A 14,135-nucleotide genomic window follows, 5' to 3' on the forward strand; every position below is an offset into this window, starting at 1 on the left:
ACGGCGCGAAAGCCTGGAATTCGACGGGAAAAAGCACGGAGGTCGGCGGCGTGGTCCTTGGTGGCCTGCGCGCGGCGCGAAAGTGCGGGAGTTGCGATCAACATGCGTGCAGGCTACACGTGATTCGTGACGGCAGAAAGTCGGTTTTTACCCTGCGAATACGGGTTTTTACGGGGATAATCCGCGCCGCACGCCTGCGCGGTCGGGCCCTTTGCGGTCGATTATCGTGCGTGTTTGCCCATCGAATGTGCCGCGCAACGGCTCATTGCGCTTGAAAGTAGTGCGTAAGGCCAGGGCGCCACGACAGGCGAAACAACGCGCAGCGCGATCGCGCCCGTTTTACAATCGAACACCAGCTAGTCGACAGTAACGGAACACCATGTCACTCCATTCGAAGAAAGAACAGATTTGCACGTTGCGGGAGCAGGGCTTTGTCGTGGTGCCGGGATTGGTGTCGCCCGAGCGTTGCGCTGAACTGAAGCAGATCGCGGAGCATCAGTTGCAGGAAGTGGCGGCGCCGATCGAGTTCGAAGCGGATTTGCAGTACCCCGGCGCGCCGTCGTCCAGGCATGCGCCGGGCGGGCATACGGTGCGACGGCTGCTGGATGCGTATGCGCGTCATCCGGCTTTCGCGCAGTGGGCGACCGCGCCGGAAATTCGCGGCTGGATGGAGTTGTATTTCGGTGAGGAGCCGCGCCTGTCGCGCGCCCATCACAACTGCATGATGACCAAGCATCCCGCGTACGGCAGCTTGACCGGCTGGCATCGCGACGTGCGCTACTGGTCGTTCGAGCGTGACGATCTGGTGTCGGTGTGGCTCGCGGTCGGCCCGGAAACCGTCGATAACGGCGCGCTGTGGTTGGTGCCGAAGTCGCACAGCGCAGCGTTCACGTCCGAGCGCTTCGACGAAGCCAAGTTTTTCCGCTCCGACCTGGAAGAGAACCAGGCCTGGATCCGCACCGCGGTGTCGCCCGAACTGAATGCCGGGGACGTGGTGTTCTTCCACTGCAATACGCTGCATTCGGCCGGCAAGAACCTCAGCGATCAGGTGAAGTTCTCTCTGGTGTACACCTATCACGGCGCGAGCAACGTGCCTTTGCCGGGAACCCGTTCGGCCGCGAAGCCGGAAGTGGCCTTCTAGATTTTCATCTCGGGCGGCGGCGCTTATCCGCGTTCATGTGACCGATGCAAGACGCGGACACACAATACGAACGCAAAGCGCCGCAACGGCACACCAGCAGTTAGCGAGCGGTTACCGTTTCCGCCCGGACAACGCGACCCCCGTCAGCCCGGCGATCGTGGCCACCACGCCAGCCACGATCAGCATGATCGCCTTGTTGCTCGGCGAACCGGTGAAGACGCGCGCGACGTCGCTGCTAACCGAATTGAACGCCTGCCCGCCGAAATACAGCAACACGATACCGCCGACAATCAGCGCAATTGAAATAGCCTTCGTCATGCAGTCCTCCCATAAGCTTTGACCGGCCAAAGTGTAGGGGAGCGGCAAGCCATCGTCCATCCTGCATACTGGGCGCCTGCACGCATTGCGTCGATTGGCTACCATAGCGGTCTAGCCGCACATCGACCTAAACCAATAAAAGCGGCATGCCTCCCGCAACGTGTGATCGCCTCACGCCCGCAATGACCGGGCGACTTCACCAACAAGGACACTAGCAATGGCTTACGAAGCAGCTTCAGAACGCTATTCGGATATGCAGTACCGCGTCTGCGGCAAGTCGGGTCTCAAACTGCCGGCGCTGTCGCTCGGCTTGTGGCATAACTTCGGCGACACCACGCCGATCTCCACGCAGCGCGAGATTCTGCGCGCGGCTTTCGATCTCGGTATCACGCACTTCGACCTCGCGAACAACTACGGGCCGCCGTACGGCAGCGCGGAGACGAACTTCGGCCGTCTGTTCAAGGACGATTTCAAACCGTATCGCGACGAGTTGTTGATTTCGTCGAAGGCCGGCTGGGACATGTGGCCGGGTCCGTACGGCCAGGGCGGCGGCTCGCGCAAGTACGTGCTCGCCAGTCTCGATCAGAGTCTGCAACGCATGGGCCTCGACTACGTCGACATCTTCTATTCGCATCGTTTCGATGTGGACACGCCGCTCGAAGAAACCGCCGGTGCATTGGCGAGCGCCGTGCAGCAAGGCAAGGCGCTGTACATCGGGATTTCGTCGTACTCGGCGGCCAAGACACTCGAAATGACGAAGCTGCTCGCCGAATACAAGGTGCCGCTGCTGATCCATCAGCCCGCGTACAACATGCTCAACCGCTGGATCGAGCACGAACTGCTGGATACGCTGGAGAAGGTCGGCGCGGGCACGATCGCGTTCACGCCGCTCGCTCAAGGCCTGCTCACCGGCAAGTACCTGAACGGTGTGCCGGACGATGCGCGCGTCAACAAGCCGGGCGGCGGTTCGTTGAAGCAGGAGCATTTGAGCCCGCAAAACATCGAGCACGTGCGCAAGCTGAACGACATCGCGCAGCGTCGCGGACAGAGTCTTGCGCAAATGGCGCTCGCGTGGGCGTTGCGCGATTCGCGCGTGACTTCCGTGTTGATCGGCGCGAGCCGCGCGGAGCAGGTACGCGAGAACGTCGGCGCGCTGAAGAACCTCGCGTTCTCGAAGGATGAACTCGCCGAGATCGATCGCTACGCGACCGAAGGTGGGATCAATCTGTGGGAAAAGCCGTCGACGGATCAGGCGATCTGATCGCCGTGACCCGCACCCCGCGGAAGTAGAAGATGCGAAAAAGCCGCCTGTGAGGCGGCTTTTTTTCGCTATACCAGCGCCGGCAAACCTTCGACCAGCACGACCGCGAATACCACGCCAAGCAGTGCGCCAAGCACGCGCAGTGCGTTGTGCCGTAGTTCCGTCTTGCAGGGAACCGCCCCGACAAACAGCGCGCCGGCCAGCGCCATCGGAATGACCAGGATGAAATCGCCGATCGTGAAGTAGGTCGTCATATTCGTCTCCTTTGTCGATCGGAGTTAGCGCTTTAGCGCATACTCCGATCCCATGCAACACGGTTGCCAAGTATTTGCCGGCGAAGGGACGGCTCGAATCGCTCAGTCATGCACCGCCCACGCTCGATTCGAGTATAGGAGACGGTTAGATCAACGTAGCAATGCTTCACGGCGCCGCAGCGGTTTTTCGCAAGGCGCTGAACCCAGCGCTGCAAGGCTCGCGACGATTGGCGCGGCGCAGCAAACCGAGCGAAAAAAATGAAGTGTTTGCTTACGCTGGCCTTTCTTGTTGGCACTATTCGATGCGCGCTGGGTCGCGCGTCATAGGCGCGTGGATTACGCGCTGGCGCGTTCGCGTTCGCGTCCGCGCAAGCGCAGTGCCGCCGCTCATGCGAGCGCGCAGCACGCGCGGCGCCGCATTTTCGTCGCAGTAAAACTGCTGACTGAAAGCGCTGACTGAATCCGATCACTCAGGAACGCGAACTGCACGCCGGGGAATTCGTCGGTGAGCGTGCGCCGCAACTTGCGCACGTATGCGGCGCTCGGGTGATGATCGGGAGTCAGCGTGATCAGCACGTCGGCATCCGAGGTGCCGATCGTGCCGGTGTTGCTATACGAGAGGTTGATGCCCGACACCGGCAAGCCGATGTTGTCGATGATCGAATGCAGCTCGCCCGCCGGTATCAGTTGACGAATCCGCGTGTCGACGCGATCGGTCACCACCGCGGTTTCCTCGACCCGCATTCCGGTTTTCGCGCGCAGATGCAGCGCGATCGTGCCCGCGTCGACAGCCGGGAAAAAGTCGCGGCCAAGGAACGGCATCAACAGCATCGACGCGCCACAGCAGAGCAGAAACAGCGTCACGAACAGACCCGGCCGCGCGACGCGCGCTTCGAGAAACACGCGGTAGCGCTCGCGCGTGCGCGCAAAGCCGCGTTCGAAAGCGTAGTGCACGCGCATGAACGGATTGCGTGTTTGCGCAGGCGCGTGATGCACGATCCACATGACTAGCGCAGGCGCTGAAAGCCGCAGACCGCGACGCCGCGCGCGGGGCGGACGTGGCGCACGTCGCGGGCATGGTGCGGGCGGCGGGCGGCGGCGGGCGGGCGCGGCGCACATATTGGGCGGATCGTCCTGACAGTGCACGTTTTTGTCTCTCACCCCAAGCAGGGTTTATGATGGTCCCGTTACGACGTCTTACGCCCAGATCATCGGTCGCGCGCACCGTAATTGGAATAGGGCGAAACGACGGTTGAAGAGCCTTTAATTCGCGCTTTCCAAAGCCCCGCAAAACGGGAACAATGACTCGAACCTCTCACGCGTATCACGCGCAGCAGATTGGGTGCGTACGCAACGTTAGCGGCGAAGCGACGCTTTTATCATCACCTTGACCGGCATGAAATCACCAAGCCGGCTACGGGAGAAACGGGGAAACATCATGCAAATCGGTTCCATTGTCCGGTCGGTGCATATCGCCGTGCCGCAAGGCGCACGCGGGATCGTCATGCGCATTCTCGGCGACATGGCCATGGTGGCGTGGTATGCCGGTGAGCCCGGCGCATCGCCGCACCTCAATACTGAACCCTTTTTCCTCGAAGACCTGATCGACACGGGCGAGCAGGTGCGCCCGTCGAGCGCGCAGATGCATTGAAGGTGTTTTGATTTCAACGCGTATGCAGGTTGTAGTCGCGTTGTAATCCGCGATTTGATCCGTATCGTGAACCAGCGCCCTCGTCTTTGACGGCGGCACGGCGCACAATGCGGGCATGAACGACGACAATCTCGATCCACAGGACGGCGCGAACGGCGCCGTGCCTTTCGCCCGGCTGAAGCCGGAAATCGTGCTCGACGCAATCGACAGCGTGCTCAGCACGGTCGGTGTGCGTACTGACGGGCGCATGCTGCCGCTCAACAGCTATGAGAACCGCGTGTACCAGGTGGGCGTCGAAGACGGGCCGCCCGTGGTCGCGAAGTTCTATCGCCCCGAGCGCTGGAGCGACGCGGCCATCCTCGAAGAACATGCGTTCGTCGCCGATCTCGCCGCGCGCGAGATTCCGGCGGTGCCCGCGCGCGCGTTGGAGGGCCGAACGCTGCATACCTTCGACGGCTTCCGCTTCTCGATCTTCGAGCGCCGTGGCGGCCGCGCGCCGGACCTGGACCGGCGCGACACACTCGAATGGCTGGGGCGTTTTATCGGCCGCATTCATGCGGTCGGGCAGACGCAGGACTATGCGGAGCGTCCCATGCTCGACATCCACACCTTCGGCTATGAGCCGCGCGACTTCCTGCTCGCTCAGCGTTTTGTGCCCGACGACGTGCGCACCGCGTGGGAAACCGTGGTGAACCTCGCGCTCGAAGGTGTCGAGCGCGCGTTCGAGCGTGCTGGTGACATCCGCATGCTGCGAATGCACGGCGACTGCCATCCAAGCAATGTGTTGTGGACCGACGCAGGCCCGCATTTCGTCGACTTCGACGACAGCCGCATGGGCCCGGCCGTGCAGGATTTGTGGCTGTTGCTGCCGGGCGAGCGCATCGAGGCATCGCGTGCGCTGGCGGATCTGCTCGCCGGTTACGAGGACTTCTGCGAGTTCGAGCCGCGCGAACTGTATCTGGTCGAAGCGTTGCGCACGCTGCGGCTGATCCACTATCAGGCGTGGCTCGCGCGTCGCTGGGACGACCCGGCGTTTCCGGCGGCGTTTCCGTGGTTCAACACGCAGCGCTATTGGGAAGATCGCATTCTCGAAATGCGCGAGCAGATCGGCGCGATGCAGGAAGGGCCGCTCTGGCCGGTCTGAGCGATGGCCTTGCCGCGCGATGCGGCAGCGAGTGCGGCTAGCGGGTCTGCCGCGTTCGAGCAGGCGCCTCAAGGCGCTTGCGACACCACGCTCGGCGATTCCACCGCCGCGCGTTGAGATTGAGCAAACCGCTTAATTATGTAATGATAGCCATTCTCAATTGAAAGGCATCGCCAGCTATTTGTCACTTTCCTCCTCCTCTGTGACTGCCAGCCAGCCTCTCAGCCGGACGGCCTGGACCGCAAGCCGGATCGTTCGGCCCTTCCCTTGAATACTTTTTTAACCGCAGCTGGGTGAGCGCGCGTTTCGTCGCCGCGCGCCGGCGACGGATTCACCCGCTGCGCCCGGAGCCTGGATGTGAACGCGCCTGATTCGATCGAAATGAAGCCTGCTGCTGGTGGCGGCACGCAATGCACCGCTCACACGCCGGAGCGCGGCCATCATCTGATGGACGACGCCGAGCAGGCGGCGCGGCGCCTACGTTCGCGGCGGGCGACGTTCATCAAGTGGCTGCGCAAGGTGCATGGCTGGGTCGGCTTGTGGGGCGCGGTGCTCGGATTGATGTTCGGCGCGACCGGCTTTCTGCTGAACCATCAGGGCGGCCTGCTGAAGGTGCCGACCGGTGAGCCGCAGGTCGAGGAAATGCAGATTCCCGTGCCGCAAAAGCCGCTGCGTTCGCCGATGGACATGGCGAAGTGGCTCAAGAGCGAGTTGAAGATCGACGGCAAGCCGGGGCGCACCAAGCGCGAGCCTGCGCATCCGGTGGCGTGGGGCGATCGCAGCACGATGCAGCCGGAGTTCTGGCAGGTCGGCATCATGGGGCCGACGCAAAGCGTGCAGGCCGAGTATTGGGTCGGCAATGGCTTCGTTGCGGTGAAGCGCACACAGAACTCGTTTCTCGCGACGATGAACAATCTGCACAAAGGTGTGGGCTTGAGCGTCGGCTGGGTGTTGTTGATCGACACGATTGCCGGCAGCATCATCCTGCTGTCGCTGACCGGCGTGCTGCTGTGGACCGAGCTGAATAAACGCCGCGTGGTGGGGGTTATGTTGATCGGCGGGTCGGTGATCGCGGCTGTGGTGTGCGGATTGATGTAAGCGATCGTTTTGCGTTGCGTTCTGCACGCCGCGCAGGCGGGCGCGGCGCGCGAAGCGCCAACCGCGCTGCGCCTGCAAAACCTGGGCTAAACGCTACATGCCGTGCCGCCGGAAGCTGCAATCTCCCGTGCCGCTTTCGCGCCTTCAACCTGAAGCAGCGTCGGCAGCGAGACGCCGTTCTTGGCCGCCGTCACCTCGGCAAGAATCGAAACGGCGATCTCAGGCGGCGTCCGGCTGCCGATATAAATCCCGACCGGCCCATGCAATCGGGCCAACTCGGTCTCGTTCAGATCGAACTCCTTGAGCCGCTCGCGCCGCGCCTGGTTATTCCTTCTCGAACCCAACGCGCCGACATAAAACGCCGGTGTTTTCAGCGCTTCCATCAGCGCGAGATCGTCGAGCTTCGGATCGTGCGTCAGCGCGATCACCGCGCAGCGCTCGTCGAGCTTCATGTCGATCACGGTGTCGTCCGGCATCGTTCGCACGATCTTCGTGCCGGGAATGTTCCACTCTTCTGTGTACTCTTCGCGCGGATCGCACACCGTCACCTGATAATCGAGCCCCACCGCGATGTGACACAGATAGCGCGACAACTGCCCCGCGCCGATCACGAGCATCCGGTAACGCGGGCCGTGTATGGTCAACAGACGCTCGCCGTCGAAGTGCACGCCGTCTGTCGCCTGCGCATCGCCGAGCCGCACCACACCGGTCGTCATGTCGACTTCGCGCGCGACGAGGCGGCCGTTCTCCACCGCGCTGCACAGTTCGGCGATGCCGCTTTGCGGCGTCAACGGCTCGAGCACCAACTGGATCGTCCCGCCGCAAGGCAGGCCGAAGCGATGCGCTTCCTCCGCCGTGATGCCGTACTTCACCGCTTCCGGATGCGTCTGCTCGATGCCGCTTTGCCGCACGCGGTCGATCAGATCGTCTTCAATGCAGCCGCCCGATACCGAACCCACCACGAGTCCGTCGTCGCGCACCGTGAGCATCGCGCCTTCGGGACGTGGCGACGAGCCCCACGTCTTCACCACCGTCACCAGTAGTGCGCGATGTCCCTCTCCCAGCCAGCGTGCGCTGGACTTCAGGACTTCGAGATCCACGCTGTCCATGATTTCTTCCTCTTCGTTGCGCCGGCGCCGGGCTCGGTGTCCGCGGCGCCGTTCGATTCCGTATCTTGCTGCGCGGTTGCAGCGGATCCCGCTTCATCGCCGTCCGCAGCCGTTGCGCCGTCAGCGTCTCCCGCTACCTGCGCACCCAGGCGCTTGAAGAACTCGCCAGCGATTTTACGCGCTGCGCCGTCGATCAGCCGCGAGCCGATCTGCGCGAGCTTGCCGCCGACCTGCGCGCTCGCCGTGTACGTCAGCTTCGTCGCGGCGTCGCCATCGGGCTCGAGCGTGACATGCGTGCTGCCCTTGGCGAAACCCGCCGCGCCGCCCTGGCCTTCGAACACGATGTTGTACGCGTTCGGCGCGTCGATGTCGGTGAGCTGCATGCGTCCCTTGAAGCGCGCCTTGACCGGACCGACGGCGGCGCTCAGCGTCACCAGATACGCATTCTCACCATCCGGGTCGATACTCTCGCAACCGGGGATGCAGGCGCGCAGAATCCCGGTGTCGTTCAGCGCGTCCCACGTACGCTGCTGCGCAACCGGCAGTGTGTGGGTTTCGGTCAATTCCATGACGTTGCTCCCGCGATGGTTGTGGCCGCGATGCTCGGACGAGGCGCACGCGTGAGTTGCGCAAAGTCGCGGCCGAACGCTGCCAGACTGTCTAGATTATGAACCGGACGATGCGCGTCGACATACGGCAGGATCGCCTGCACGCCGCGCGCCTTCGGAGAAAAGCCGCTGAAACGCAGCAGCGGATTGAGCCAGACGATACGGTGTGCGAAGCGGTGCAGGCGCGCCATCTCGGTATCGAGCACGTCGATTGCTTCGTGATCGAGGCCGTCGGTGACGAGCAGCACCGTGGCTCTGCCGGTCAGCACGCGGCGTGCCCAGCGGCGGTTGAATTCAGCGAGCGCCGCGCCGATCCGCGTGCCGCCCGACCAGTCGACCACCTGATCGGTGAGCGTCGCGATCGCCACGTCGGGATCGCGCTCGCGCAGCGCGCGCGTCGCGTTGGTGAGCCGCGTGCCGAACAGGAACACCTGCAAGCGTTCGCGCGACTGCAAAAGCGCGTGGCAGAAATACAGCACCGCGCGCGAATAATTGCTCATCGAGCCGGAGATGTCGAGCAGCAACACGAGCGGCGGCTTGCGCTGGACCACCGCGCGATACTTCCACACGGTCCAGTCGCCGCCCGCGCGCACCGCGTGCCGCGCGCTCGCGCGCAAGTCCGCATGCGTGCCATGCGACGCGGCCTTCAGCCGGCGTGTCGGCTCGGTGGCGAGCGGCAGACGCTGGCCGCGGATCAGATGACGCAAGGTGCGCCATTCGTCGGCGGAAAGCGTGTCGAAATCGCGATGACGCAGCCGCTCTTCCGGGCTGAAAGTGACGTGCGCGTGCAGTTCGTGCTGTTCGGTTTCCAGCGGCGCTTTGCGGTGCGGCGCTGGCGGCGTGCGTACCGCCAGCGCATCGGCGAGACGGTTGTTGCGTTTGGGCGGCGGCAGCCCGTCGCGGACTTTCGGCAGCAGCAGCGCGCGCAGCTTGCCTTCCCAATCCGGGTCGCGCCAGAACAATTCGAAGGCGGCGTTGAACAGATCGCGTTCGTCGGGTGCGGAGACCAGCAGCGCGGCGAGTGCGGCGCGTACGTCGTCGCGGCGGCCGAGATCGATCCAGTGCAAGGCGGCGAGTGCGTCGACGGCTTGCGCGGGCGACATCGGCATGCCGGCGCCGCGCAGCACGCGCACGAAATGGACGACATTGCGAGCGAGCGTGGGGGTGTCGTCGAGCGGCGTGATCGGCTCGTTTGAGGTCGCGTTCACTGTTCGCGCGCCCGGCAAACCCACTTGCGGGTATGAGTCGGAGGCGTCGCTACCACCTGTTTCAGTTCGGTTCGTCATGCTCACTATCCCGGTGCGGCTAGACACTGCGCGATTTGCGTGGCGTCCACGCGCGCCAGATCGTCCTGATACTTGAGCAGCACGCCCAGCGTGTTCTGCACCGATTGCGGATCGAGTTCCGTCACGGCCAGCGCTTCCAATGCGCGGCACCAGTCGATTGTCTCGGCGATGCCGGGCGCCTTGAACAGATCCATGCCGCGCAGCCGATGCACGAAATCGACCGCCCGCCGCTGCAACTCCGCCGACGTTTGCGGCGCGCGCGCGGCGACGATCTCCAGCTCGCGATCGCGCTCGGGATAGCCGATCCATTGATACAGGCAGCGGCGCTTCAACGCGTCGTGCACTTCGCGTGTGCGGTTCGACGTCATCACGACGAGCGGCGGCTGCGCCGCGCGTACGGTGCCGTATTCGGGAATCGATACCTGGAAGTCCGAAAGCAGTTCCAGCAGGAACGCTTCGAACGGCTCATCGGCGCGGTCGATCTCGTCGATCAGCAGCACGCGCTGCGCGGCGGGGTGATGTTCGTCCGGCATCAGCGCTTGCAGCAACGGCCGCTTCAGCAGGAATTCCCCGCGATACAAGGTGTCGTTGTCAGGGCGCTCGCCAGCGGCTTCGGCCAGACGCAGCGCCATGATCTGCCGTGGATAGTCCCATTCGTAGAGCGCACTGGCCGTGTCGAGGCCTTCGTAGCATTGCAGCCGCAACATCGTGGTGCCGAGCATGCCGGCGGCGGCTTTGGCGAGCTCGGTCTTGCCGACGCCCGGCTCGCCTTCGACGAACAACGGCCGCTCCATCCGCAACGCGAGATACAGCGCGGTCGCCAGCTCGCGGCTGGCGAAATAGCGTTGAGCGGCGAGTTGCGCGAGGGTGTCGTCGATTGAAGCTGGCTGCATGGAGGTCCTGAATCTGCGCGCTGTCTGCTCGGTGAAACGCGACGCCAGTGAAGCGGAAAGCGCGCAACTTGCCTGCGCGTGTTGCGCCGCGCGCATTAATGAACGGGGCCGACGTGCTCAAGCAAAAGCCACAACACGTCAGCCGCCCATAGAGAGGATCGCTAACCGTTCGCCCTCGTCACCGCGCGTGCGGCCAGCACCGGGATCAAATGCGCCCGGTACTCGGCGCTCGCGTGCATGTCGGTATTCAAATCGGCAGCCGGCACGCTGACCGCGCGTGCAGCTTCCGGCGTGAAATTCGCCGACAGCGCGCTTTCCAGTTCCGGCACGCGAAAGACCGAAGCCGCCGCGCCTGTCACCGCGACGCGCACGCCGCTCGCGAACTTCGCGACAAACACGCCGACCAGCGCGAAGTGCGACGCCGGATGGTTGAACTTCTCGTAAGCCGCACGCTCGGGCACCGGAAACTCGACGGCGACGATCAGCTCATCGGGCGCCAACGCGGTCTCGTACATGCCGACGAAGAAATCGCTCGACGTAATGCGCCGCCGGTCGGTGACGATGGTCGCGTCCAACGCCATGGCCGCCGCCGGATAGCAGGCGGCCGGGTCGTTGTTGGCGAGCGAGCCGCCGATCGTGCCGAGCGCGCGCACCTGGCGATCGCCGATGTGCGCAGCGAGATCCGCGAGCGCCGGCGACACGCGCCGCAGCTCTGCGTGATCCGCGACGTCGGCATGACAGACGGCCGCGCCGATCGTCACCGTTTTCGCGTCGACGGTGATCGACCTGAGCGCGGGAATGCGCGTCACGTCGACCAGTTGTGACGGCTGCGCGAGACGCAGCCGCATGGTGGGCAGCAGGCTTTGGCCGCCGGCCAGAAACTTCGCTTCACTGTCGGCGGTGAGGATGGCGGCGGCCGCTTGCGGATCCGTCGCGCGTTGATACTCGAATGAATACATGTCGAATGCTCCGCTCAGGATCTCAGTGGGGTTGCTTGGCCGCTTGAATCGCGGACCACACGCGATGCGGCGTGGCCGGCATTTGCAGGTCGGTCACGCCGAGCGGCGTGAGCGCGTCGATGATCGCGTTGATCACCGCCGGCGGTGAGCCGATCGCGCCCGCTTCGCCGCAGCCTTTGACGCCGAGCGGATTATGCGTGCACGGCGTGCCCTTCGCGGTTTCGACGGTGAAGTCCGGCAGATCGGACGCATGCGGCATCGCGTAGTCCATGTACGAGCCGGACAGCAACTGGCCGCTGTCGTTGTCGTACACGCAGCGCTCCAGCATCGCCTGGCCGATGCCTTGAGCCAGGCCGCCATGCACCTGGCCTTCGACGATCATCGGATTGATCACGTTGCCGAAATCGTCGACCGCGGTGAACTGCTGAATACGACACTCGCCGGTCTCCGGATCCACCTCGATCTCGCAGATGTACGCGCCGGCCGGGTAGGTGAAGTTCGACGGATCGTAGAACGCGCTTTCTTCGAGGCCCGGTTCGAGCACGTCGAGCGGATAGTTGTGCGGCACGTAAGCGGCGAGCGAGATGTCGGCGAACGCCTTGGTGCGATCGGTGCCCGCGACGCGGAAGACGCCGTCCTTGAACTCGATGTCTTCCACTGCGGCTTCGAGCAGGTGCGCGGCGATTCTCTTCGCCTTGGCTTCGATCTTGTCGAGCGCCTTCATGATTGCCGAGCCGCCGACCGCGATCGAGCGCGAGCCATACGTGCCCATGCCGAACGCAATCCGGCCGGTGTCGCCGTGGACGATCTCGACGCTTTCCAGCGCAATGCCGAGCCGGTCGGCGACCACTTGCGCGAAGGTTGTCTCGTGCCCCTGGCCATGGCTGTGCGAGCCCGTGAACACGGTGACCGAACCGGTCGGATGCACGCGAATCTGGCCGACTTCGAAGAGGCCGGCGCGCGCGCCCAACGCGCCCGCGATGTTCGACGGCGCGAGGCCGCAGGCTTCGATGTAGCACGAGTAGCCGAGACCACGCAGCTTGCCGTTCTGTTCGGATTCCTGTCTACGCGCGGCGAAGCCTTTGACGTCCGCGAGTTCGAGCGAGCGCGCGAGGATCGTGTCGTAGTCGCCGATGTCGTAGGTGAGGCCGACCGGCGTTGCGTACGGAAACTGGCGGATGAAATTGCGGCGGCGGATTTCCGCCGGATCAAGCTTCATCTCGCGCGCCGCGGTTTCAACCAGACGCTCGACGACATACGTCGCTTCGGGGCGGCCCGCGCCGCGATAAGCGTCGACGGGGACGGTGTTGGTGAAGACGGCTTTCACCTCGGCATAGATCGCGGGCGTCGCGTACTGCCCGGCGAGCAGCGTCGCGTACAGGATGGTCGGCACGCTCGACGCAAAGGTCGACAGATACGCGCCCATGTTGGCGATCGTGTGGATGCGCATCGCGAGGAACTTGCCGTCCGCGTCCATCGCGAGTTCGGCCTTGGTCACGTGATCGCGGCCATGCGCGTCGGAGACGAACGCTTCCGAGCGCTCGGCGGTCCATTTGACCGGGCGGCGAATCTTCTTCGAAGCCCACGTCAGCGCGACGTCTTCGGCGTACAGGAAGATCTTCGAACCGAAGCCGCCGCCGACGTCCGGCGCAATCACGCGCAGCTTCGACTCCGGCAGCGACAGCACGAACGCGGCCATCAGCAGACGCTCCACGTGCGGATTCTGATTCGCGACATAGAGCGTGTAGCTGTCGTCCTGCACCGAGTAGCTCGCGTTGACCGCGCGCGGTTCGATCGCGTTCGGGATCAGCCGGTTGTTGACGATGTCGAGCGTGGTGACGTGCGCGGCTTTGGCGAACGCGGCGTCGGTCGCGGCTTTGTCGCCGTGGCCCCAGTTGTAGCAGACGTTGTCCGGCACTTCGTCGTGAACGGCGGGCTGGCCCGGGTCGGCCGCATGCGCGGTGTCGACCACGGCGGGCAGCACGTCGTAGTCGACCTCGATCAATTCGGCGGCGTCTTTCGCGGCCTTGATCGAATCGGCGATCACGAGCGCGACCTGATCGCCGACGTGACGCGCTTTCGTATGCGCGATGATCGGATGCGGCGGCTCGTTCATCGGCTTGCCGTCGGTGCTGTGGATCAGCCAGCCGCACGGCAGGCCGCCGACGTTGTCCGCCGCCATGTCCGCGCCGGTGAAGATCGCGACTACGCCCGGCGATTGTTTCGCCGCGGCGGTGTCGATGCTGGTGATCTTCGCGTGCGCGTACGGCGAGCGCAGGAACACTGCATAGGTTTGCTGGGGCAGCACGATGTCGTCGGTGTACTGGCCGTTGCCGGTCAGAAACCGGTAGTCTTCCTTACGTTCGACGGAAGTGCCGATGAGGCTGTGGGTTTCGGGTGCGTTCATCGTCGG

General features: G+C 64.1%; 13 protein-coding genes and 1 pseudogene. 5 read left to right on the forward strand and 9 right to left on the reverse strand.

The window, feature by feature from the left end:
• Nucleotides 1-379 precede the first annotated feature (379 nt).
• A complete protein-coding gene (locus HV744_RS10940) occupies nt 380-1,141 on the forward strand; it encodes a phytanoyl-CoA dioxygenase family protein (RefSeq protein WP_175149510.1) in 762 nt (253 codons plus the stop codon).
• Between the two features lie 111 nt (nt 1,142-1,252).
• On the opposite strand, the gene HV744_RS10945 is transcribed toward HV744_RS10940, so the two are convergent.
• The gene (locus HV744_RS10945; protein ID WP_175149511.1) at nt 1,253-1,459 is read right to left on the reverse strand and encodes a DUF3185 family protein; all 207 of its coding nucleotides are present in this window, start codon (nt 1,457-1,459) and stop codon (nt 1,253-1,255) included.
• Nucleotides 1,460-1,676: 217 nt separating this feature from the next.
• On the opposite strand from HV744_RS10945, the gene mgrA reads away from it, so the two are divergent.
• Complete coding sequence (mgrA, locus tag HV744_RS10950) at nt 1,677-2,720, forward strand: L-glyceraldehyde 3-phosphate reductase (protein WP_175149512.1); 1,044 nt, start codon at nt 1,677-1,679, stop codon at nt 2,718-2,720.
• A gap of 68 nt (nt 2,721-2,788) precedes the next feature.
• Here mgrA and HV744_RS10955 read toward each other — a convergent pair whose 3' ends face one another.
• Complete coding sequence (locus tag HV744_RS10955; protein ID WP_175149513.1) at nt 2,789-2,974, reverse strand: hypothetical protein; 186 nt, start codon at nt 2,972-2,974, stop codon at nt 2,789-2,791.
• Between the two features lie 453 nt (nt 2,975-3,427).
• Nucleotides 3,428-4,003: pseudogene (locus HV744_RS10960) on the reverse strand (efflux RND transporter permease subunit); the annotation flags it as partial.
• Nucleotides 4,004-4,412: 409 nt separating this feature from the next.
• Between HV744_RS10960 and HV744_RS10965 the strand changes: the two are divergent.
• The 3 genes from HV744_RS10965 to HV744_RS10975 all read left to right on the forward strand — a co-directional run bounded on the left by HV744_RS10965 (nt 4,413) and on the right by HV744_RS10975 (nt 6,867).
• On the forward strand, nt 4,413-4,625 hold the full coding sequence (locus HV744_RS10965) for a hypothetical protein (RefSeq protein WP_042327325.1): 213 nt from the start codon (nt 4,413-4,415) through the stop codon (nt 4,623-4,625).
• Nucleotides 4,626-4,740: 115 nt separating this feature from the next.
• Complete coding sequence (locus tag HV744_RS10970; RefSeq protein ID WP_175149514.1) at nt 4,741-5,769, forward strand: serine/threonine protein kinase; 1,029 nt, start codon at nt 4,741-4,743, stop codon at nt 5,767-5,769.
• Nucleotides 5,770-6,126: 357 nt separating this feature from the next.
• Nucleotides 6,127-6,867 (forward strand): PepSY-associated TM helix domain-containing protein, encoded by a 741-nt coding sequence (locus HV744_RS10975; protein WP_175149515.1) that lies wholly within the window; start codon nt 6,127-6,129, stop codon nt 6,865-6,867.
• Between the two features lie 86 nt (nt 6,868-6,953).
• Here HV744_RS10975 and HV744_RS10980 read toward each other — a convergent pair whose 3' ends face one another.
• The 6 genes from HV744_RS10980 to HV744_RS11005 form a co-directional block, all read right to left on the reverse strand.
• Nucleotides 6,954-7,976 (reverse strand): XdhC family protein, encoded by a 1,023-nt coding sequence (locus tag HV744_RS10980; protein WP_175149516.1) that lies wholly within the window; start codon nt 7,974-7,976, stop codon nt 6,954-6,956.
• The gene (locus HV744_RS10985) at nt 7,949-8,545 is read right to left on the reverse strand and encodes an SRPBCC family protein (RefSeq protein ID WP_175149517.1); all 597 of its coding nucleotides are present in this window, start codon (nt 8,543-8,545) and stop codon (nt 7,949-7,951) included. Before HV744_RS10985 ends, HV744_RS10980 begins: the two co-directional genes overlap by 28 nt.
• Nucleotides 8,536-9,870: a vWA domain-containing protein gene (locus tag HV744_RS10990; RefSeq protein WP_246279002.1), complete on the reverse strand. Its 1,335-nt coding sequence runs from the start codon at nt 9,868-9,870 to the stop codon at nt 8,536-8,538. The genes HV744_RS10985 and HV744_RS10990 overlap by 10 nt, the downstream gene beginning before the upstream one ends.
• A 5-nt stretch (nt 9,871-9,875) precedes the next feature.
• Nucleotides 9,876-10,763 (reverse strand): AAA family ATPase, encoded by an 888-nt coding sequence (locus HV744_RS10995; protein WP_175149518.1) that lies wholly within the window; start codon nt 10,761-10,763, stop codon nt 9,876-9,878.
• A gap of 161 nt (nt 10,764-10,924) precedes the next feature.
• A complete protein-coding gene (locus tag HV744_RS11000) occupies nt 10,925-11,722 on the reverse strand; it encodes an FAD binding domain-containing protein (RefSeq protein ID WP_175149519.1) in 798 nt (265 codons plus the stop codon).
• A gap of 22 nt (nt 11,723-11,744) precedes the next feature.
• Entirely contained in the window at nt 11,745-14,129 is a 2,385-nt protein-coding gene (locus HV744_RS11005) for a xanthine dehydrogenase family protein molybdopterin-binding subunit (protein ID WP_175149520.1), read from the reverse strand.
• Nucleotides 14,130-14,135 lie beyond the last annotated feature (6 nt).

The organism is Paraburkholderia ultramafica, from assembly GCF_902859915.1.
Lineage (GTDB): Bacteria > Pseudomonadota > Gammaproteobacteria > Burkholderiales > Burkholderiaceae > Paraburkholderia > Paraburkholderia ultramafica.